17 protein-coding genes and 2 tRNA genes are annotated in these 21,032 nt (G+C 64.2%); 8 read left to right on the forward strand and 11 right to left on the reverse strand.

Translation table 11 applies throughout. The annotated features are described in order from the left end of the window. Window positions 1-23: 23 nt before the first annotated feature. A complete protein-coding gene (locus tag DL891_RS03270) occupies window positions 24-323 on the reverse strand; it encodes a cupin (protein WP_232818982.1) in 300 nt (99 codons plus the stop codon). A gap of 61 nt (window positions 324-384) precedes the next feature. Between DL891_RS03270 and DL891_RS03275 the strand changes: the two genes are divergently transcribed. From DL891_RS03275 to DL891_RS03290, 4 genes are all read left to right on the forward strand, one after another. After that, the gene (locus DL891_RS03275) at window positions 385-1,059 is read left to right on the forward strand and encodes a TetR/AcrR family transcriptional regulator (protein ID WP_111718995.1); all 675 of its coding nucleotides are present in this window, start codon (window positions 385-387) and stop codon (window positions 1,057-1,059) included. An 86-nt stretch (window positions 1,060-1,145) separates the two neighbouring features. After that, window positions 1,146-3,728 carry a valine--tRNA ligase gene (valS, locus tag DL891_RS03280; protein ID WP_111718996.1) on the forward strand — a complete coding sequence of 861 codons (2,583 nt, stop codon included), beginning with the start codon at window positions 1,146-1,148 and terminating at the stop codon, window positions 3,726-3,728. Window positions 3,729-3,737: 9 nt separating this feature from the next. Then, window positions 3,738-4,193: a GNAT family N-acetyltransferase gene (locus DL891_RS03285; RefSeq protein WP_111718997.1), complete on the forward strand. Its 456-nt coding sequence runs from the start codon at window positions 3,738-3,740 to the stop codon at window positions 4,191-4,193. After that, window positions 4,193-4,480, forward strand: coding sequence for a hypothetical protein (locus DL891_RS03290; protein ID WP_232818983.1), 288 nt, complete (start codon window positions 4,193-4,195; stop codon window positions 4,478-4,480). Before DL891_RS03285 ends, DL891_RS03290 begins: the two co-directional genes overlap by 1 nt. Here DL891_RS03290 and DL891_RS03295 read toward each other — a convergent pair. The 3 genes from DL891_RS03295 to DL891_RS03305 all read right to left on the reverse strand — a co-directional run bounded on the left by DL891_RS03295 (window position 4,450) and on the right by DL891_RS03305 (window position 6,567). Next, a complete protein-coding gene (locus DL891_RS03295) occupies window positions 4,450-5,652 on the reverse strand; it encodes a benzoate/H(+) symporter BenE family transporter (protein WP_111718998.1) in 1,203 nt (400 codons plus the stop codon). The genes DL891_RS03290 and DL891_RS03295 overlap by 31 nt on opposite strands. Window positions 5,653-5,764: 112 nt before the next feature. Continuing rightward, a complete protein-coding gene (locus tag DL891_RS03300; protein ID WP_111718999.1) occupies window positions 5,765-5,977 on the reverse strand; it encodes a hypothetical protein in 213 nt (70 codons plus the stop codon). Further along, window positions 5,974-6,567 carry a transcriptional regulator gene (locus DL891_RS03305; RefSeq protein WP_111719000.1) on the reverse strand — a complete coding sequence of 198 codons (594 nt, stop codon included), beginning with the start codon at window positions 6,565-6,567 and terminating at the stop codon, window positions 5,974-5,976. Before DL891_RS03305 ends, DL891_RS03300 begins: the two co-directional genes overlap by 4 nt. 166 nt (window positions 6,568-6,733) lie before the next feature. Between DL891_RS03305 and DL891_RS03310 the strand changes: the two genes are divergently transcribed. Continuing rightward, window positions 6,734-8,779 carry a M3 family metallopeptidase gene (locus DL891_RS03310; RefSeq protein ID WP_111719001.1) on the forward strand — a complete coding sequence of 682 codons (2,046 nt, stop codon included), beginning with the start codon at window positions 6,734-6,736 and terminating at the stop codon, window positions 8,777-8,779. Between the two features lie 45 nt (window positions 8,780-8,824). Here the strand turns inward: DL891_RS03310 and clpX are convergent, their stop codons facing one another. The 5 genes from clpX to DL891_RS03335 form a co-directional block, all read right to left on the reverse strand. Beyond that, window positions 8,825-10,102 (reverse strand): ATP-dependent Clp protease ATP-binding subunit ClpX, encoded by a 1,278-nt coding sequence (clpX, locus tag DL891_RS03315; RefSeq protein WP_111719002.1) that lies wholly within the window; start codon window positions 10,100-10,102, stop codon window positions 8,825-8,827. Between the two features lie 127 nt (window positions 10,103-10,229). Beyond that, window positions 10,230-10,910 (reverse strand): ATP-dependent Clp protease proteolytic subunit, encoded by a 681-nt coding sequence (locus DL891_RS03320; RefSeq protein WP_111719003.1) that lies wholly within the window; start codon window positions 10,908-10,910, stop codon window positions 10,230-10,232. A gap of 28 nt (window positions 10,911-10,938) precedes the next feature. After that, window positions 10,939-11,529 (reverse strand): ATP-dependent Clp protease proteolytic subunit, encoded by a 591-nt coding sequence (locus DL891_RS03325; RefSeq protein WP_111719004.1) that lies wholly within the window; start codon window positions 11,527-11,529, stop codon window positions 10,939-10,941. 159 nt (window positions 11,530-11,688) lie between these two features. Next, window positions 11,689-13,254: a trigger factor gene (gene tig, locus DL891_RS03330; protein WP_111719117.1), complete on the reverse strand. Its 1,566-nt coding sequence runs from the start codon at window positions 13,252-13,254 to the stop codon at window positions 11,689-11,691. Window positions 13,255-13,311: 57 nt separating this feature from the next. Beyond that, window positions 13,312-13,385 (reverse strand) — tRNA-Pro (locus DL891_RS03335). A 292-nt stretch (window positions 13,386-13,677) separates the two neighbouring features. On the opposite strand from DL891_RS03335, the gene DL891_RS03340 reads away from it, so the two are divergent. The 3 genes from DL891_RS03340 (at window position 13,678) to DL891_RS03350 (ending at window position 18,736) form a co-directional block, all read left to right on the forward strand. Next, a tRNA-Gly gene (locus DL891_RS03340) sits at window positions 13,678-13,751 on the forward strand. A 285-nt stretch (window positions 13,752-14,036) separates the two neighbouring features. Beyond that, window positions 14,037-14,597 carry a hypothetical protein gene (locus DL891_RS03345; RefSeq protein WP_111719005.1) on the forward strand — a complete coding sequence of 187 codons (561 nt, stop codon included), beginning with the start codon at window positions 14,037-14,039 and terminating at the stop codon, window positions 14,595-14,597. Between the two features lie 77 nt (window positions 14,598-14,674). After that, window positions 14,675-18,736 (forward strand): SCO7613 C-terminal domain-containing membrane protein, encoded by a 4,062-nt coding sequence (locus DL891_RS03350; protein WP_111719006.1) that lies wholly within the window; start codon window positions 14,675-14,677, stop codon window positions 18,734-18,736. On the opposite strand, the gene DL891_RS03355 is transcribed toward DL891_RS03350, so the two are convergent. Both DL891_RS03355 and fabF read right to left on the reverse strand, forming a co-directional pair. Then, window positions 18,699-19,706, reverse strand: a complete 1,008-nt coding sequence (locus tag DL891_RS03355) for an alpha/beta hydrolase (RefSeq protein WP_111719007.1) — start codon at window positions 19,704-19,706, stop codon at window positions 18,699-18,701. The genes DL891_RS03350 and DL891_RS03355 overlap by 38 nt on opposite strands. Window positions 19,707-19,742: 36 nt before the next feature. After that, window positions 19,743-20,984, reverse strand: a complete 1,242-nt coding sequence (fabF, locus tag DL891_RS03360; protein WP_198668747.1) for a beta-ketoacyl-ACP synthase II — start codon at window positions 20,982-20,984, stop codon at window positions 19,743-19,745. Window positions 20,985-21,032 lie beyond the last annotated feature (48 nt).

Raw genomic sequence — 21,032 nt, forward strand, 5'->3', positions numbered from 1 at the left:
CGGGAACGAAGCGTCCCGGCCCCTTACCTGAGGCGTTCCACCTCGACGAACACAATCGTGCGCGACCCGTGGTTCCAGACCGAGTGCACCGCGCCGGCGGGCCTGCTGTAGCTCTCTCCCACCCGCAGAGTGGTCGGCGACGATTTTCCATCAGCACCGACCACATGCATGGTGTCGTCGACCAGCGGGATCACCACATAGTCGAACAGGTGCTCATGCTCCGGAATCGACTGGCCTGGACCGATCGTCCATTCCGTGACCCGGAACGTGCCGTCATCGATCTGCACATTACTCATTGCCGCCATTGCGTCGTCTGCAGTCATTGTCTCGCTCGCTTCCCGTGTGCACCGCCGCCGGTGCCCGTTGATGTGGAATGATGCCAGCATGTCACACCCCGCATCCCCGGCGCCGCGCTCCGCCCCCGGCCGCCCCCGCTCCTCGTCGAAGGAGATGCTGGAGGATGCCGCCAACGAACTGTTCCTGGAGAACGGCTACGCGGGCACCACCATCGAGCAGATCACCACTCGGGCCGGGGTCAGCCGCAACACATTCTTCAACTACTTCCAGGCGAAGTCCGACGTGTTCTGGGTGCATGTCGATGATCGCCTTGCGACTCTTGACGACGCCCTGAACGGTATTCCCGATGAGATTCCGTTGATGAAGGCCCTGGCTGATGGCATCGCCGCACTCGGCCACCAGTTCGGCCCGTCCGAGGTTCCCTGGGCGCTCACCCAATACGACGTGATCGGCGACGTCGCAGAGTTGCAGGCGTCTGCGCTCAGCCGCGTGATGCGCATCGCCCGGATCCTGGCCGAGTTCATCGCTTCCCGACTGACATCTGGCGCGGCCGAGGCGCAGAACCGAGCACAATCACTTGCCTACGCCGTGACCGGGGCCATGATCGCGGGCGCTCAGGCGTGGGCGGCCGCCGGCACCGGCCGGGGATCGCTGGCGCCATTCCTCACCGCGGCGGTCGCCCCGATCTGTGCCGGTTTTCAGCACACCGGGCTCGAGCACGATGACACCGGCCCAGCGAGTCATGGTTCAGCAACCACCTAACCCGCCTCCGATACGATGGGGTGCGAACGTACATTCAGGCACCTTTCGACCGACACGGTGCCGCCTATAGCGAACCGGAGTCTCCTGTGCCCTCATCCGAGCGTGTCCCTGCCAAGCCTGTCCTCGAAGGATTAGAAGCCAAATGGGGCGCCAGCTGGGAAGAGGCCGGCACCTATCGGTTCGACCGCACCGGCACCGACCGCGGCGGAGTCTTCTCGATCGACACTCCCCCGCCCACCGCCTCCGGGTCGCTGCACATCGGGCACGTGTTCTCCTACACGCACACCGACGTGATCGCCCGCTTTCAGCGCATGATGGGCAAACGCGTGTTCTACCCGATGGGCTGGGACGACAACGGGCTGCCCACCGAGCGCCGGGTGCAGAACTACTACGGGGTGCGTTGCGACCCGTCTCTGCCCTACGAGCCCGACTTCACCCCGCCGTTCGACGGCGGGGACAACGCCGCTTCGAAACCCGGCAACCAGCAGCCGATCTCGCGCCGCAACTTCATCCAGTTGTGCGAACAGCTCACCGTCGAGGACGAGAAACAGTTCGAGACGCTGTGGCGCACCCTCGGGCTCTCGGTCGACTGGAGCCAGAGCTACCGCACCATCGCCGACAATTCCATCCGGGTTTCCCAGCTTGCCTTCCTGCGAAACATCGCACGCGGCGAGGCGTACCAGGCGATGGCGCCCACCCTCTGGGATGTGACGTTCCGCACCGCCGTGGCCCAAGCCGAGCTCGAGGACCGGGAGCAGCCGGCCGCCTACCACCGCGTCACCTTCCATGGCGCATCTGGCCCGGTCGAGATCGAGACCACCCGCCCGGAACTGCTGCCTGCGTGTGTCGCGCTGGTCGCGCATCCCGATGACCAGCGCTACCAGAAGCTGTTCGGCACCACCGTTCGCACCCCAGTGTTCGACGTGGAGGTGCCGGTCGTTGCCCACCACCTGGCGCAGATCGACAAGGGAAGCGGAATCGCGATGATCTGCACCTTCGGCGATGTGACCGACGTCGTCTGGTGGCGGGAGCTCGATCTGCCCAACCGGGCCATCATGGGCTTCGACGGCCGCCTGATCAGTGAGGCCCCCGACGCGATCACATCTGACGCAGGACGCGCGGCTTATGCCGAATTGGCTGGCAAGACCGTGTTCTCCGCCAAACAGGCCGTTGTCGAGCTGCTCAAGGAATCGGGCGACCTCATCGGCGAGCCACGCCTGATCACCCACCAGGTGAAATTTTTCGAGAAGGGCGAGCGCCCGCTGGAGATCGTCTCGACGCGCCAGTGGTACGTGAAGAACGGCGCCCGCGACGAAGCCCTTCGTGCCCGGCTGATCGAACTCGGCCAGGAGATGGACTGGCATCCGGAATTCATGCGCGTTCGCTACGAGAACTGGGTCGGTGGCCTCACCGGCGACTGGCTGATCTCCCGGCAGCGCTTTTTCGGTGTGCCGATTCCCGTCTGGTATGCCCTCGACTCCGACGGCAACCCGGTGTTCGACCAGCCGATCGTGCCGACCGAAGAGAGCCTCCCGGTCGACCCATCTTCCGATTCGGCTCCAGGCTTCGATGAGAGCCAGCGCGGGGTGCCCGGCGGTTTCGTCGGCGAGCATGACGTGATGGACACCTGGATGACCAGTTCGCTCACCCCGCAATTGGCGGGTGGCTGGCAGAGCGACGACGAGTTGTTCGACCTGGTCTTCCCCTATGACCTGCGGCCGCAGGGCCAGGACATCATCCGCACCTGGCTGTTCTCAACCATGCTGCGCTCGAGTCTCGAGCTGGGCGTCAAGCCGTGGCACCACGCCGCGATCTCCGGTTTCATCGTCGACCCCGACCGCAAGAAGATGTCCAAGTCGAAGGGCAACGTGGTCACCCCCGCCGACATCCTCGACCAGCATGGCTCCGACGCGGTGCGCTATTGGGCCGCGTCATCCCGGTTGGGCACCGATGCGGCCTTCGACCCGCAGAATCCCACCCAGATCAAAATCGGCCGCCGCCTGGCCATCAAGGTTCTGAACGCCTCCAAGTTCATCCTCGGTTTTGACGCAGACGCAGACGCCACCGTGACCGAGCCGCTCGACGTCAGCATGCTGAAGAACCTTGCCCGGGTGGTTGAGACCGCGACCACCGCGCTCGCCTCCTTCGACCACGCGAGGGCGCTCGAAGTGGCCGAGACCTTCTTCTGGACGTTCTGCGACGACTACCTCGAACTGGTCAAGGAGCGCGCCTACGCCACCGGTGGCGAGGGCCAGGCATCGGCCGTGGCGGCACTTCGCCGAGCACTCTCAGCACTGCTGCGCCTGTTCGCACCGTACATCCCGTTCGCTGCCGAGGAGGCCTGGTCGTGGTTCAACGACGTGTCTGTGCACCAGGCCGCGTGGCCGGTTTTGACAGAGTTCGACGATGCCTCGAATGGTGACGAACACCTGCTCGAATTGGCCGGGCGAGCCCTCATCGGCATCCGTGGGGCGAAGACCGATGCGAAGGCGTCGCAGAAGACCAGCGTCGAGTCTGCAGTGCTCACCGGTACCCCGGAACAGCTCACCGCGATAGAGCTGGTTGCGAACGACCTGAAGTCGGTCGGTAGGATTGACGAACTGCACTTCGAACAGGGTGCAGACTTGTCGGTTCGAGACGTTGTGCTCACGCCGACAGACAACGAGTGAGGGGCAACTATGTCGATCAGTGTCAGACCCATTGCGGACGGTGATTTCTTCACCTGGCTGGATCTCTACGCCGGCTACGGCTCGTTCTACGAGACAGAGATAACCGATATCAAGGCCCTGACGGTCTGGAGCTGGTTGGTCGACCCCAACCATGAGTTGAACGGCGCGGTTGCGGTCGACGATTCCGACGGCGGCAAGCTGGTCGGGCTCGCGCACTACCGGGAGTTCGCTCGCCCGCTGTCAAGCAGCCGCGGGCTGTATGTGGATGATCTCTTCGTCGATCCGGATGCCCGTGGTAAGGGAGCGGGCGCCGCACTCCTCGACCATGTGAAGCAGGTCGCCACCGACCGGGGGCTGAGCGTGGTGCGCTGGATCACCGCGTCTGACAACGAGACCGCGATGAGTCTCTACGACCAGAAGGCACGCCGTACCGACTGGGTCACCTACGAACTCGACCCCGCATAGTGCAACTTGGAACACGCTGGAGCGTCGGAGACGAGTTGCCGACACGCCTCCCTGAAGTGGTCGAACTTGCCGTGCGGCAGGTGGAGGACGACCTCAGCAAACTGGATCTCGACACGGCCACGTGGCGCTGGACGCTGACCTGGCTCGACGGCCGGCCGGTGATCGAATTGGACGACGGCACACGGATCACCTACACGCCTGAGAAAGATGAGGCGCGCATCGAGCCACCCACAGACGATTCAGACGAATCGTGGGATCAGGATTTTGACGACGACGACGACGAGTGAACAGGCCCTGATCGGATAGCTCGGCGTGGCCGCGACCCATGCAGCCACAGCATCAACACTGCTCCGATGACGAGCCCCCAGAACGCCGACCCGATGCCCACAATGGTGATACCAGAAGCCGTCACCAAAAAAGTCGCGATAGCTGTGATCCGGTGGCGATCATCTTCCAGCGCCGTCTGGATCGAGGCGATCAACGCACCAACCACGGCGAGCCCCGCGATCGCAACGACGACGACCGGCGGTGCGACCGTGACCAGCGCCGTCGCAAACCCGGCACCGAGTCCGAGCAGCACGTAGGTGGATCCAGCGGTGACCGAGGCGATCCACCGCTTGCTGCTGTCGTCGTGCGCCTCAGGGCTGGCCGTCAACGCCGCCGTGATCGCGGCAAGGTTCAGGGCGTGGCCGCCGAAGAACGCGCTGATGGCCGAGGCGGCGCCGGTGGTGACCAGGGCGGACGGTGCCGGCACGGCATAGCCGAAGGTCTGCATGACCGTGATACCGGGAACGTTCTGACCGGCCATGGTCACGATGAACAGCGGCAGGCCGAGGCTCACGATCACCAGCGGGTCGAACTCGGGCAACACCAGGTTGAGCTGGGGCGCGATGTTGGAGGCTCCGAGCCAGCCGCCTGTCGACGTGACCGCGATCGCCACCACTGCCGCGATCATCGCCCCGGGAACGGCCCAGCGGGGTGAGAGGCGCAGCAACACCAGCCAGGTGAGCACCATTGGCACGCCCAGCCACGGGAATTCGATCGACGCGGTGATCGGCGCGACACAGATGGGGAACAGGATGCCGGCCAACATCGCACTGGCGATCGGTCGCGGAACTCGCGTGATCAGTCGTCCGAGAGCCGGCCACAACCCGCATACAACGATCAGAGCCGCACAGACGAGAAAGGCGCCGACTGCTGCACGAAAGTTCGTGTTGTTCTGCCCGGCCACGATCAACAGGGCCGCCCCCGGGGTCGACCATGCGATCGTGATCGGGATGCGATGTCGCCACGCCAGGAAGATCGTGGAGAGCCCCATCAGCACGGTGAGCGCCAGTAGACCGGACGCCGCCTGCTGCTCGGTCGCCCCGACCGCCTGCAGTCCGGCGACGACCAGAGTGAACGACGTGGCGAAGCCGGCGATGGCTGCGATCACGCCGGCGGAAAGGGGCTGGAAAATGGCGCTCGTCGCTTTCTGCTTGCGGCCGGTGTCGCCTCAGTCTAATGAGTACGCGGACTGCAACGACGTTACGGTGCCGAAAGCGATAACTGGCGGCGCGCGCAGGTGTCCACTAACGAATTCCACCCAGTTGGAGTGCCTGCACCTGCGCCGCCTCCAGGAGATTCACCTGTTGCTGGTAGGACACGGGGGGCCGGTGCGCGGAGCGCTTCCGGCCCCACGCCACCAGAGCAAGGCCGAAGTTGATCGCGAACAGCCTGACACCGTGCGCCGGGTACGGGTACTGGTAGTCGAAGGTCACTATGGGGTGTTCCATGGTCGTCATGAGGGTGTCTCCTTTCCCGCGACAAGCGGGAATGCGTTGAATTGAAGTTGGACCGGGCGAGAGCCCGGAAGGTTCACGCCGCGATATTTGGCGACGTTCTCGTCGAGGAAGGCGATCCACGCCTGGCTGATCTCGGCCAATTGACCCGAGGTGAGAGTGAGGGTCGCAGAGTTCAAGACGCTGGCGGCAATCCAGTCCTCGGAAAGTCGTTCAAGCCCGTGATCCATGAAGTCGACGAGAATCGCCTCACGCCTCTGCTGCCACTGCCGGCTCACCATTTCACTCGCTGCCACCGCGGCCGGGCTGTCCTCATACTCGCGAAAGTCAAGAGTCAGCCCGCCCGGCGTGCGCTCCCACCACCGCTCGCGCCCGGTCCCCCTGCCTTCCACCTCACGCACGAAGGCATGTTTGGCCAGTTGGCGCAGGTGATAGCTGGTGGCACCGCTTGACTCGCCCAACCGTTCAGCAAGTCCACTCGCGGTCGCCGGCCCGTAGAGCGAGAGTTCGTCCAGAATCTCCACCCGAAGCGGATGCGCGAGCGCCTTGAGCGCTGCCGAGTCGATCAGCCGGCCGGTGCTTTTTTCGGGCATATACCAATGATAGCTTTGCAAAGCTATGTTTGCAATCATATCTTTGCATCTAATTGTTTGCATCTTGTCGCGCCCATGCCCGCCCGTGCGACGCCCGCTGCGAACCCCGCCCCACGAGCGGCCATGATTCCCGTCGCCTCTTTCGCGTAGCGAATATGCTGGGAGCATGCCTCAGACCGAGAACCCGTTCTTCTCCCCCAGCGCCCTGCCGTACCAGTTGCCGCCCTTCGCAGACATCGCCGACGAGCACTACCGCCCCGCGTTCGACCAGGGGATGGCCGAACACCTGGCCGAGGTCACCCAGGTCGCGACCCTCGACGACGTACCGACCTTCGAGAACACGATGATTCCCTTGGAACGCGCCGGGCAGCTGCTCACCCGCGTCGCAAACGTCTTCTACAACAAATGCTCGTCAGACTCGACCGACTTCACCGCCGAGCTCGAGGCCGAAATGGCACCGCTTCTCGCCGCGCACGAGGATGCGATCCGGTTGAACGCGGATCTCTTCGAACGCATCGCACTGCTGCACGAGCAACGGCACTCCCTGCACCTCGACCCCGAAGCGGTCTATTTGATCGAACGGTACTTCACCGAGTTCTCGCTCGCCGGCGCCGCCCTCAGCGCGACCGACAAGGAGAGGTTGACCGCTCTCAACGGGCAGCTCTCAACGCTGACCACCCGGTTCGAGAAGAACCTGCTGGCCGACACGAACGACTTGGCGGTGGTCGTCGATGACGTCGCCGACCTCGACGGTCTGAGCGCCGGCGAGATCTCCGCCGCAGCCCACGCAGCATCCGAGCGCGGGCTGGCGGGCAAATACCTGATCTCGTTGGTGCTGCCCACCGGACACCCCTATCTCGCACAGTTGACGAACCGAGACCTGCGCGAGCGTGTCATGACGGCCTCACGGTCACGCGGCAATCGTGGCGGCGATTACGACAATCGCGCCCTCGTGCTCGAGATCACCAAATTGCGTGCCGAGCGCGCCCGCCTGCTCGGTTTCGACAGCCATGCCGCGTGGGTGACCGCCGATGAGACCGCGAAAACACCCGGTGCCGTGGCCGAGATGCTCGGCAGGCTGGCAGTGCCGGCGGCATTCAACGCGCACACCGAGCAAGCCGCCCTCCAACACCGTATGGATGAGGCGGGCGCCGTCGGCCCGCTCGAATCCTGGGACTGGGCGTTCTACGCCGAGAAGGAGCGCAAAGCGAAGTACGACGTCGACACCGCCGCAATGCGCCCGTACTTCGAGTTGGAGGCTGTACTGCACGACGGCGTCTTCTTCGCGGCGACAAAACTCTACGGGGTGACCTTCGCCGAACGGCCCGACCTGATCGCCTACCACCCTGATGCACGGGTCTTCGAGGTGTTGAACTCAGACGGCTCTCCGGTCGGACTCTACGTCGGGGACTTCTACACGCGCGACTCGAAACGGGGTGGCGCATGGATGAACCCGCTGATCTCCCAGTCGCGGTTGCTCGAGCATCCGACAGTCGTGGTCAACAACCTCAACGTGCCCAAACCTGCGGCGGGTGAGCCCACCCTGCTCAGCTACGACGAGGTCAACACCCTGTTCCACGAATTCGGACACGCCTTGCACGGACTGTTCGCCCAGGTGACCTACCCGAAGTTCTCCGGCACCAATGTCTTCCGTGACTTCGTTGAGTTTCCCAGCCAGGTGAACGAGATGTGGATGCTCTGGCCCGAGGTTCTGGCCAACTATGCGGTGCATCACCAGTCCGGCTCCCCGATGCCCGAGGAGTTGGTCGACAAAGTACAGGCGTCGGTGCAGTTCAACGAGGGGTTCGCCACCAGCGAGTACCTGGCGGCGGCCATGCTCGACCAGGCGTGGCACAGAATCACCGCCGACGACGAGGTGACTGATGTCGCGGACTTCGAAAAAGCCGCGCTGGCCGACGCTGGACTCAACAACCCTGCCGTGCCGACCCGATATTCAAGTACCTACTTCGCTCACACATTCTCGGGTGGTTACGCCGCCGGCTACTACTCGTACATCTGGAGCGAAGTGTTGGATGCCGACACAGTCGAGTGGTTCAAGGAAAACGGTGGTCTCACCCGCAAAAACGGCGACCGGTTCCGCGAATTGCTGTTGGGTGTGGGCGGGTCAAAGAATCCGTTGGAGGCCTACCGCGAGTTCCGCGGCCGCGATGCCGCGATCGAACCGCTGCTGAAGAGACGAGGGCTGGAGTAAGAGGCACCTCTCGGCGGCGAGAGCGTTGTTGCTGTCGCGATTCGGTCAGGCCGATTTCTCCTGGCGGCGCCGATTGGTATGCGGCACGATCGTCGGCGCAGCATTGTCGAGCACGGCCTCGCGGGTGATGACCACGCGGGCAACTTCTTCGCTCGAGGGCACCTCGAACATGATCGGCCCGAGAACCTCTTCCATGATCGCCCGCAAACCTCGCGCACCTGTCTGCCGCAGCACGGCCAGATCGGCGATCGCTTCGAGCGCACCCTGGTCGAACTCAAGCTCTACCTCGTCGAGCTCGAACATGCGCTGGTACTGCTTGACGATGGCGTTCTTCGGCACGGTCAGGATCTGCATCAGGGCCGCCTGGTCGAGCTGCGACACGGTCGCCACTACGGGCAAGCGGCCGATGAACTCGGGGATCAGGCCGAACTTGTGCAGGTCTTCAGGCAATACTTCACCGAAGAGGTCGGCGTCGTCATCTTTTGAGTGCAGGGGGGCGCCGAACCCGATCCCGCGCTTTCCGGCCCGGTTGGAGATGATGTCTTCGAGACCGGAGAACGCACCGGCCACGATGAACAGAACGTTGGTCGTGTCGATCTGCAGAAAGTCCTGGTGCGGGTGCTTGCGCCCGCCCTGCGGCGGAACCGATGCCACCGTTCCCTCAAGGATCTTCAGAAGTGCCTGCTGCACACCCTCACCGGAGACATCCCTGGTGATCGACGGGTTCTCTGCCTTGCGGGCGATCTTGTCGATCTCATCGATGTAGATGATGCCCGTCTCGGCCCGTTTGATGTCGTAATCGGCAGCCTGGATGAGTTTCAGCAGAATGTTCTCGACGTCTTCACCGACGTAGCCCGCCTCGGTGAGCGCGGTGGCATCCGCCACCGCGAACGGCACGTTCAACTGCTTCGCAAGGGTCTGCGCCAGATAGGTCTTGCCACAACCGGTCGGCCCGATCAGGAGAATATTGCTCTTGGCGATCTCGACATCGTCGAGCGTGTCGGCCGCCGTGATCGTGTTGCGGGCACGCACTCGTTTGTAGTGGTTGTAGACGGCGACGGCCAGAGCGCGCTTGGCGGGCTCCTGGCCGATCACGTACTCCTCCAGAAAGCCGAAGATCTCTTTGGGCTTGGGCAGTTCGACCGTGGCGACAACTTCTTCGCCGGCCTCGGCCAGTCGCTCCTCGATGATCTCGTTGCACAACTCGACGCATTCGTCGCAGATGTAGACGCCGGGCCCCGCGATCAACTGCTGAACCTGCTTCTGGCTCTTGCCGCAGAAAGAGCACTTCAGCAGGTCGGCACTTTCACCGATGCGGGCCATATTCACGCTCCTTCGTCGAGGGTCATCCAACCACTATTCATTAGAGCCTAACCCGCTGGGCAGACAACGCGCCGCAGCACTCGAGGTTGAGTGCGCGGCGCGTCACTTTCAGTGGGCGGATCCGGTGCTACTTGACCAGTGCCGCCACGTTCTTACGACTGGTCAGAACCTGGTCGATCAAACCGTACTCAAGCGCCTCGGCGGCATTCAGGATCTTGTCCCGGTCGATGTCACGGTGCACCTGGTCGACCGGCTTGCCCGAATGCGATGCCAGTGTCTCTTCCAGCCAGACCCGCATACGCAGGATTTCGGCTGCCTGGATCTCGATATCTGAGGCCTGCCCCTGGCCGGCCTGGCCGACCGCGGGCTGATGGATCAGGATGCGCGCGTTGGGCAAAGCCAGGCGCTTGCCGGGCTGCCCCGCCGCCAACAGCACCGCGGCCGCAGACGCGGCCTGCCCGAGGCACACCGTCATCACGTGCGGCCGAATGTACTGCATGGTGTCATAGATCGCGGTCATCGCAGTGAACGAGCCGCCAGGCGAGTTGATGTACATGACGATGTCGCGGTCGGGGTCCTGGCTCTCGAGCACGAGCAACTGTGCCATGACGTCGTCGGCAGACGCGTCATCGACTTGTACGCCCAAAAAGATGATGCGATCTTCGAAGAGCTTCGCGTATGGGTCTTGGCGCTTGTAGCCGTAGGCCGTGCGTTCTTCGAACGTGGGCAGGATGTAGCGTGAGCCGGGCATCTGGACGGCGTCGCCCGGCCGTGTCAGTGCTGAGCCACCGAATGTGGGCATTTCCATAATTTTCTTCCCTTTGATCTCTCGGCGGCTATTTCTTGTCGTCGGTTCCGCCGCCGCCCGTGACATCGCTGAGCGAGTCGCGAACGTGGTCGACGAAACCGTACTCCAACGCCTCCTGGGCGTTGAACCAACGGTCGCGGTCACCGTCTTCATTGATCTGCTCGACGGTCTTGCCAGTCTGCTGGGCCGTGATCTCGGCCAACCGACGCTTCATGTCGAGGATCAGCTGTGCCTGGGTCTGGATGTCACTCGACGTGCCGCCGAAACCGCCGTGCGGCTGGTGCAGCAATACACGGGCATTGGGAGTGATGTACCGCTTGCCCTTGGTGCCGGAGGTGAGCAACAACTGCCCCATCGAGGCCGCCATGCCGATGCCGACGGTGACGATGTCGTTCGGCACGATCTGCATCGTGTCGTAGATCGCCATGCCCGCGGTGATCGAGCCACCCGGCGAATTGATGTACAGGTAGATGTCTTCTTTCTGGTCCTCTGCGGCCAACAAGAGGATCTTGGCGCAGATCTCATTGGCGTTCTCATCGCGCACCTCTTGGCCGAGCCAGATGATGCGGTCTTTGAGAAGTCGATCGAAAACACTGCTGATGAGTGCGGGTTGGGCCATGTGCCTTACTCCGTTTCAGTTGTCGCTACTCTAAGAATCTAGCGGAGCGGATGCCCGAAGAATGCCCTGTTCGCGGTGGGCGGAGCGCAATCGCGCACGGGTTGGAAGACGCGGAAGGCCGGGCACCTGTCGATGCCCGGCCAACGCGTGTCAAGCAGCCTACTCGGCGGCCTTCGCGGACTTCTTCGCTGCGGGCTTCTTCTCGGCCGGCTTCTTCGCAGCTTTCTTCTCGGCGGCCTTCTTCGCCGAAGCCTCCTTGGTGGCGGCCTTACGGGCCTTCACCGCGGCGGCGGCGGCGGCCACGGCGGCATCCGAGTCGTCAGCCACAGCAGCCTTCTTGGCCCTCGACGTCTTCGGGGCTTCAGCCACCGGTGCGTCTTCTGCGGCCTCGTCGAGCGCGTCATCGGCTGCCTCCTCGGCAGCCTCGTGGGCTTCGATATCGTCGTCTCCGTCGACCGCCACGAACGCGCCGAGATCGACGGCGGCGCCGGCCGAGTCGACAACCCTCACGCGGCCGAGAATGATCGCGAGGGCCTTGTTACGGGCAACTTCGCCGACGATCGACTGGATCTGACCGTTCTCCTGCAGCACCTTCGCGAACTCATTCGGGTCCATGCCGTACTGGCCGGCGCCCTGGATGATGTACTGGGTGAACTCCTCCTGGCTGACCGACACGTCTTCGTTCTCGGCGACCGTGTCGAGCAGCAGCTGGGTCTTGAACGATTTGGTGGTGGAGATCTCGACCTCGGCGCGGTGCTCGTCGTCTTCGAGCCGGCTCTCACCCTCGAGGTGACGGTGCACCTCGTCGGCGATCAGCTTCTCGGGAACAGGAACCTCGACCATTTCGAGGAGCTTCTCCACCAGCATGTCGCGGGCCTGGCGGCCCTGGGAAAAGACCTTCGTCTTCGCGACATCCTCCTTGAGGCTGTCCTTCAACTCGTCAATGGTGTCGAACTCGCTGGCGATCTGCGCGAAGTCGTCGTTCGCCTCAGGTAGCTCACGCTCTTTCACTGCCAGCATGTTGACCGAGATCTGTGCGACCTGACCGGCGTTGTCGCCGCCCAGGAGCGTGGACTCGAACGTGGTCGTCTCACCGGCGGTGAGGGTGTCGAGTGCCTCATCGATGCCCTCGATCAGGTCGCCCGAGCCCACTTCGTAGGAGATCGCGTCGGCGCTGTCGACCTCGACGCCGTCGATGGTCGCGACCAGGTCGATCTGGGCGAAGTCGCCCGTGCGCGCCGGGCGATCGACCGTGATCAGGGTGCCGAAACGGGTGCGCAGTTCATCGAGCTCGCTGGTCACTTCCTCATCGGTGACCTCGGCCTCGTCGACGGTGAGCGTGATGCCCGCGTAGTCGGGCAGGGTGATCTCGGGGCGAACGTCGACCTCGATCGACAGCTGAAGGTCACCGGAGAAGTCGCCCTTGCTGGGCCACTCGATCACGTCGACCTCGGGGCGCCCGATCGAGCGAACCTTGTGCTCCTCGACGGCGCCGCGGTAGAAGGTGTCCATGCCGTCGTTGACCGCGTGTTCCATGATGGCCTCGCGGCCGACCCGCTGGTCGATCAGGGGCGGCGGAACCTTGCCCTTGCGAAAGCCGGGAATGTTCACCTGCTCGGCGATGTGCTTGTAGGCGTGGTCGATGTGGGGGCGCAACTCGTCCGGGGTGACCGAGATGACCAGCTTGACGCGGGTGGGGCTCAATTCTTCGAGCGTGGATTTCACTGGTGTGCTCTCCTGTAGATCGGTGCTGTGTTCCATAAGGCGAACATTTCTGCCTTGTCGGGGCGACAGGATTCGAACCTGCGACCTCCCGGTCCCAAACCGGGCGCTCTACCAAGCTGAGCTACGCCCCGGATCCTGTGTCGAATCCGAGTAGTCCACACACTCACACACAAAAGCCGTGTCTGCTGTGTGAAATGACCTCGGCAAGTCTAATGTATAAGATTGGCACGCACGGATCACCTACAGTTTCTTGGGTAGGATGTTCGCGCGGGGATGTGGCTCCAGAGCCTCAGCGTTCCAAGCTGATGGTTCGAGTTCTCGGAACTCTGCCGGCTGGCGCGGAACGACATCCGCACAATTGAATATCCAGAACCGCCGATGTCAGGTAAACTCCTGATGAGAACCTATTTATTGGCGAACTCTGGGGCTGTAGCTTAGTGGTAAAGCCTTTGTCTTCCAAACAAATGATGCGAGTTCGATTCTCGTCAGCCCCTCCAACTCCGTCAGCCCTGAAGGCGACACTGAATGGCCCAGGGCTGGCGAGAACCGAAGACCCGCACCGGATCTTTGTTCTTCGAATTGGTGCCGGCCCCGGGTTTCCTCTCCGTCAGTCCTTGATCCCCCCCCTGTCCAGCACGCCTCGAATCGCCGCCAACGCACGCTTCTCCGTCTCCTCATGAGAGGGACTGGAGGTACGCTCAAGGGGGAAGAGATTCGGGATCTCAATTCGGAAAGCAGGTGTCGTAGTGGCATGGTTTCGTCGTCGCCCGAAGCGACCGAAGATGAAACCGTTCGACCACTCGTCACTCCCGGCACCCGAGCCGGTGTCATTGGCAGAAGCAACCTCTGAGGGTCTGCAACTGATGAACTACGCCAGTCGGATGTCGCTGAAGAACCGCATTCTCGTGGATTCGCTCACCGGGCGGCACACCTACGACAAAGCCCATCATCGTTCGTTGGCTCGCGAGGTTCTGGAGCGACTCGCTGCGGAGGCCGACGCGGCAGCCGAGAGGCTCTCCGAAGCCAAGCGCTGGTCGGCGGCCACCGACGGTCGGGCACGTCACGCCCACGATTACCGATCGGCAGATTTCGCCAATCTCAAGCACCGCCTCGCCGTCTCGGAGGCGATCGCCCGGAGTCTGCGCGAACAGAGTCAAGACGATGACTTTCTCGACGATCTGGTGATCCGCGCCCGCGATGATGCCTGGCACGAGGTCGCCGTCATCATCGAGCAGTCGCTGGATCGATCCGTCATCCCGGTCGACACCCGCTATCTGGCCGAGCGTGAGGAACGGCTGCGTCGGTTGGTCGATGAAGACCTCGCTGCTCTTCTGACTGCGTAGCTCGACTCGACAGGCACGATCGGCACACGCGCGGTGTTCGGCTCGCCCCGAGCCGCGCTCTCTGCCAGAGTATTCGGATGAGCATCGACCCTGACTCCCCCTCGGAGGCATTCCCGGCTGCCCTCTGGCCGCAGCATCCCGACCTCTTCACGAGCGGATCCCACTGCCCCTCCTGCTTCACCCCCCTCGGCGAGACCCGTTGCCAGTGGTGCGGGCTCGATGTGATGATGCCGCTGGGCGCCGACGTCTTCGCGGCATCGGAGCGCGTGGCCGAAGCCATCGGTGAGCGCGCCGAATTGTTGACTCAGATGCGCGCGGAGCAGGCGAGGGCCGAGGCCGAGGCGTGGGCCGCCTATGAGCTCGAGACAACCCAGGCGGCGCAGGAACCAGTGCCGGTTCCCCAGACAGTTTCGACCGAACAGGCTACTTTGACCGGGCAGGCTGCCCAGCCGGAGCACTGGATGCCGCCGGCAGCGTTTCAGGCACCGGGCACGTCGTCAGTGCACGAAGATCTCCTACCAGTCGGTGCGACGACACAGCATGCTGCTGCGGTGCCCGGACACGTCACGGCCGCGGCAGACACCGCTCCTGCATTCGCTCCCCCACAGCCGCCGGCACCCGGGTACGTAGCCGGGCCAGGGGTGCCTGCCGAACCTGCAAAATCCAGACGCTCCGGCGTGCAGATCTTCTTGCTCACCATCGGCGTCGTTCTGGTCGCGATCATGGCGATCTTCTTCGTGCTCCTGGCCTATGTTGTCGCTTCCATCGAAATACGCTCGATTCTCACTGCAATCGCTGCGGTCGGGGCGTTCGGCATCGCCTGGCTGCTGCGCCGAAAGTCGTTGACCGGAACCGCCGAGGGCATCGGGGTGCTGGCAATTGTTTTGGCGCTCGTGAACATCTGGCTCATTCGGGCGAACGACCTGTTCGGCTCGGGCGGATTGAACACCCCGTCGTACACCGGCATCGCACTTCTGGTACTTGCTGCCGTTCTGCTTGCTGTCCATCGGTTGACGCGACTGCGAGTGATGACGGTTGCTGCGGCATCTCTGGCGCCCCTCGGGGTCTTCTTCCTGGTGACCGGCGCGTTCCAGCCGGTATGGCCCGACCTGGCTGGCTGGTTCGGCCTTCTCGCCGCAGGCGCGACCGGGTTGGCCTGGCCTCTGGCCCGTCACCGCCCCGCGGAGGCACGCATCCTGCGATTGGGCGGGTATGCTGCCGCCGGTATCGGGATCTTCAGCCCGCTCGTGGCGCACGAGAACATCTGGACGCCGACTGCGCTCATCGCCAGCTTCGCAGTGCTTTGGGCGGTGACCGCTGCGGTCGGTTTCCGGCACCGGGTTCCGGCCATCGCAGGTGGCGCCGCCGCAGTTCCAGCCGCCGCACCGGTCAACGAGCCAGCCCCAGCACCGGCAGCGCCGGCCCGGCCTGCCCTGATCGACGGCTGGGTATCCTTCAGCGCAGTCGTCTTCGGCATCTTTGGCGGTCTGGCAGCAATTCTCGCTGCCGTTGCCACGCATGACGCGCTCGAGTCTGCCGGGCGTGGAGCCGCCGTGATCGTCGACTGGGGAGCAGTGGTCGGGTTGGCGCCGATCTATGCGGCGCTCGTCAGCGTGTGCGCCACCTGGTTCATCAGCCGCCGAACCACCCCCGCGGCGAGGCGAGCGGCCATCGTGCTGACGATCCCCCTGGCGATCATGACCGGTGTCTCTATGGTTCCGGCGACGCTGTTCGGGCTGGGCCAGGTTTTAGGACTGTTCGTCTGGTCGCCCGGGTCGTGGCGATTCCTGCCGTTCGAAGGGAGGACGGGTTCATTCCTCGGTGATTCGTGGTGGGCATTGGTCGGCGTTCTCGGTACTGCCGCGCTCCTGGCGCTCGCCCTCGCCCTGCTGAAGGTTCTGACCCGCTTTGCCGCGATACCGGCCGCCATCGCTGCGGTCGGTCTGCTCGGCTCAGCGGCCATGGCAGGGTCGGTCGCCGCAGTCGCGATCTCCCTCACCGCATTCGCGATCGCGGGCACACTCACACTCGGATTGCTCCGCGTGAGCCCGGGCCTCCGGCCGGTACTGGGAATCAGCACGGTCATCGCCGCTGTCGGCACCTATGGCGCCGGATGGCTCAGCGCCCCCGTATGGCCGATCGCTGTGGGGGTCGCCACGGTGCTCCTGGTCGCAGTTCGAGCGGCACTGGCCGTTTCGGGCCGCCGCACGGGCGCAACTCCCCGACCGATTCTTCTAGCGATGATCACTGCACTGGCCGCGGCGCTGGTGCTCCTGGCGTTGGGCTGGCTGACCCTGTGGCTGGTCGACATCGGCGCGGTCCCGAACGTCGTGAACGCCCTCGACCGCGGGTTCTGGCCCACCGCGGTGGCCGCAGGACTTCTCCTGCTCGCTGCGTTCGTGGGACCGATGGTGCCCCGGCCCGATGCCCGCGCGGTGAACTGGATCGCCTTCACGGTGGTGATCGTCGGCGCACCCGTGCTGCTGACGCTGAACGCCACCGGCAACACCGACGGGCTGATCGTCGGCACCACAGCCGCAACGATCATCCTCACCCTGGTGGTCGCCGCCGGCGCAAGCTGGCAACTGCGACGCCCGGTCTCCACGCATCCGGAGGCCATCGCCCTTGCCATCATCACCCCGTTTGCGCTGGCCTGGCTCGCACACATGCTCGTCGGAGCATACGCGCGGGTCACTGATGTCTCCCAGATCGCCCAGATCGCCGCGGCAGTGGCAGCTCTGGCCGCCGCCGTCTTCGGCCTGCTCGCGCTGAGTAGACGGGTTGTTCGCGCAAACCGCATCGGCTGGGATGCCGCGACACTCATGGTCACCCTTGTTGTGGCGGGCGCCGCCATCATCTCCGGTGGCAGCCTCGGCTGGTTGGCCCTTCTGATCGTGGCGTGTGTGCCGTTCATTGTGGCCTCGGGTGACGGCGACCTTTTCACCGGCAGCAGTGCGCGCCGGCACATCGCCTGGTTGAGCCTGCCACTGGCAGTCGGAAGCCTGTGGCAGGCCCTGTTCGTGCGTGAGGTCACGGTCGTCGAGTGGTACACCCTGCCACTCGCGGCGGCCCTGATCGGGCTGGCCACCGTGATCGCGTGGCGACGTCCCACCACGAACGGATCCTCCGGCCGCACCGCACTGGTGGTCGCTGGCGCGACCATTGCGGCGGTTCCGAGCATCCTTGTTTCTGACAGCGGCACACTCTGGCGGCCGATCATTCTGATCGCCGCCGGCGCACTGCTGGCAATCGCATCACTCGACGTGCCACGCACCTTCGCGGCTATCCCGGTGCGTCTGGTGGCCCTGGTCACCGGTCTGGCCGCGGTCGGCGTGCCCGGTTACCTGCGCGGCATGGCAGTGATCCGCGAGGCGGGGGCAGCGGGTTGGCAGTTGGAGGCCTGGATCGCGCCCGGTGTGGTTGTCGCCGCAGTGGTCACCATCGTGTTCGCCGTGCGCAATCGCACTACAGCCTGGAGCCTGCCGGTGCTCTACCCGCTGGCTCTGTTGGGGCTGCCAGAACTGGCCGCTGTGACCGCTGGAGAGCACGCCCAAACCCGCATCTTGGCACTGATCACAGTGGTGGGAGCCACACATGTGATTGCTGCAGTGATGAGGACCGCTCCGCTCGCATTGCTACTGGGATGGGCGTCGGCGGCTGCCTTGGCCGTGGTCGGGCTGGCCGGGCTGGCCTTCACTGCAGCCACGCCGTTCGAGCTGATCACGATGCCGATCGCGGTCGCCCTGATCAGCGCCGGGATCATCCGACTGCACAAGTATGCCGGCAGGCGCACCTGGCCCGAATTGGGCGTCGGCATCGCGGTGCTTCTGGTTCCGTCGTACCTCGCCAATTTCTGGGTGCCCCCGCTCTGGCGGGTGATCGGCCTCGGGGTGGTCTGCATCGTCATTCTGCTGGTCGCTGTGTGGCGCAAGTGGCAGGCGCCCCTGCTCATTGCCGGAGGGGTGCTGGTTCTGCACGCACTGGCCCAGCTCTGGCCGTGGATCTCCACTGTCTACAGCGCGCTCTGGTGGCTCTGGCTCGGAATCGGCGGCGTGATCCTGATTGTGATCGCGGCCACCTATGAGAAACGGATGCGTGATTTCAAGTCTGTCGCACTGCGGATCGGAGCGTTGCGGTAACCGACGCGGGGCGAAGCACTCGAGTCAGAAAATCAGCTTCGGCGGTGCTGACCTGTGTGAACAACGCACTCGGATATTCGAGAAGCCCGAAGTGTCCGCCATCCACTTCGAGTACCTCCGTCGTTCCTGCAAGGTGGTCAGCCACCGCGCGCGTCACGTCACTGGATGCTCCGGGCATCTCATCGTGCCTGGCCACAATGACCTGTGTGGGCACTCGCACTCGTGGGGCGAAGACGAAGGGATCAAACCGTGGTGCGCCCTTCGGCATTGTGTACGTCACACGGTTTGTCCACCCCGTGCCGTAACGGGCACCGTACTCGATGAACCATCGGAATGCGGTCAGCGGTGTGAGCGCCGATGGCGAAGAGGTCTGGTCAGCCGAGACGACCGGTGCGGAGGTCCACGTCGCTTCGGGCGCACGAAGTGCGCCGGCATCCAAGAATTCCCTGATGACGTCGAGTTGCGCGTCGTCAGTGGTGTCAGAGGCCACTCGGTCACCCAGTGCCGGCGATTGGATGACAAGTGCGCCCACTCGATCATCCAGCGCGGCGACACCGAGGGCCACGCGCGAGCTGAAGCTGTCGCCCCACACCGCGATGGGAGCCGTGTCGAAGCCCTCGAATGTTCGGGTGGCACTGATTGCATCGAGGTAACCGCGGGCCTGCACCCAATGGTTGATCTCGCCACGAGGCTCCCCGTCACTGTCACCATGCCCGCGATGATCGAAGACAAAGACTGCGATGCCGCGGTCGCGGAAGCACTCGGCGAACCGGTCAAGAACCATGGGAACGGTTGCCGAGAAGCCGTGCGCCATTACGACGATCGGTGCGGGCAGGGTGTGCGGCAGGTACAGCCGGCCGCGAAGCACCGCGTCATCCGAGGTGAACTCGACGTCTCGATACTCAGAGCCCGGAACGCCCGATCGGCTTTCGGGCTTCGAATACGACGGGGTTCGGTTTTCCACGTCCATGTGACTCCCTCCGTCCTCATTGATGATCACAGTTCGTCAGACCCGGCCGAAAGCGACCACACAGTTCTGGCCGCCAAAGCCGAACGCGTTCGTGATGGCATGCCGCACCGGTTGGTAGCGGGCAACCCCAGGCACATAGTCCAGTGAGCACTCCGGGTCTGGGGTGGTGTAGTTGATCGTCGGCGGGATCACCCCGGTCTGGATCGACAACGCACAGAGCATCCCGGCGAGCGCGCCTGCCGCGCCGATGAGATGCCCGGTCATCGACTTTGGAGCGCTCACCGGAATCGAGGCGGCCTCATCGCCCAGGGCGTGCTCGATCGCCATCGTCTCGGTGCGGTCGTTCGCGATCGTCGACGTTCCGTGGGCGCAGATCATATCGATTTCGTCTGGATTCAGTCGCGCGGCCGTCAACGCCCGGCTGATTGCCAGTCGTGAGTATGCTCCGGACGGGTCGGGTGCAACGATGTGGAACGCGTCACAGGTCAGCGCCCCGCCGAGGACCTCCGCGTAAACCCGCACTCCGCGGGCCCGCGCGTGCTCAAGGGTCTCCAGCACGAGGATCACCGCCCCCTCCCCGAAAACAAAGCCATCCCGGTCAGCATCGAACGGTCTGCTCGCCTCTTGGGGCGACTGGTTGTTCTTCGACAGGGCGCGCATCGCGCTCAGGCCGCCGAACATCGCCGGAGTGATCGCCGAGTCGGTGCCACCGCAGATAATCACGTCGGCCTCGCCGGTCAGCAGCAGTCGGCGTGCTTCCAATAACGCGTAGGCCCCGGATGCGCATGCCAGGGCGCTCGCGTTCACCGGCCCGTGCGCGCCCACTTCGATCGCGATCTCACAGGCCGGCATATTGGTCAGTGCGGATGCCACAAAGCTCGGCTTCAGGCGCCGCGGGCCATCGCGGGCCAGTGTCTCAGCAGCCTCTTCGATCTCCGCGAATCCCGACACTGCGCTGTTGACGACAACCCCGACGAATTCATCATCCACGCGTGGCGGCAGACCGGCGTCGGCGAGAGCTTCCTTTGCGGCGGCGACTGCGAGTTGCGACGCGCGGGACGAGCGATTGACGCTCTTCACGCTCATCACCACCAGTGGGTCGAAGCCCGTGACCTCGGCGGCGATACGGGTGGGAAAGTCCCTCGCGTCGAAACGGGTGATCAGACCGACACCGCTACGGCCCGCAGTCAGGCCACCCCACGTTTCGCCCACGCTCAGCCCCAATGGCGTGAGAGCGCCCATCCCGGTGATCACGACACGGTCACTGTACTCAAGCATGCGTCATCACCTGTCTGCGAACGAAGGACCGGCAACCACGACAGCCCG

Origin of the sequence: Homoserinimonas sp. OAct 916, from assembly GCF_003260275.1 — a bacterium.
Taxonomy (GTDB): Bacteria; Actinomycetota; Actinomycetes; order Actinomycetales; family Microbacteriaceae; genus OACT-916.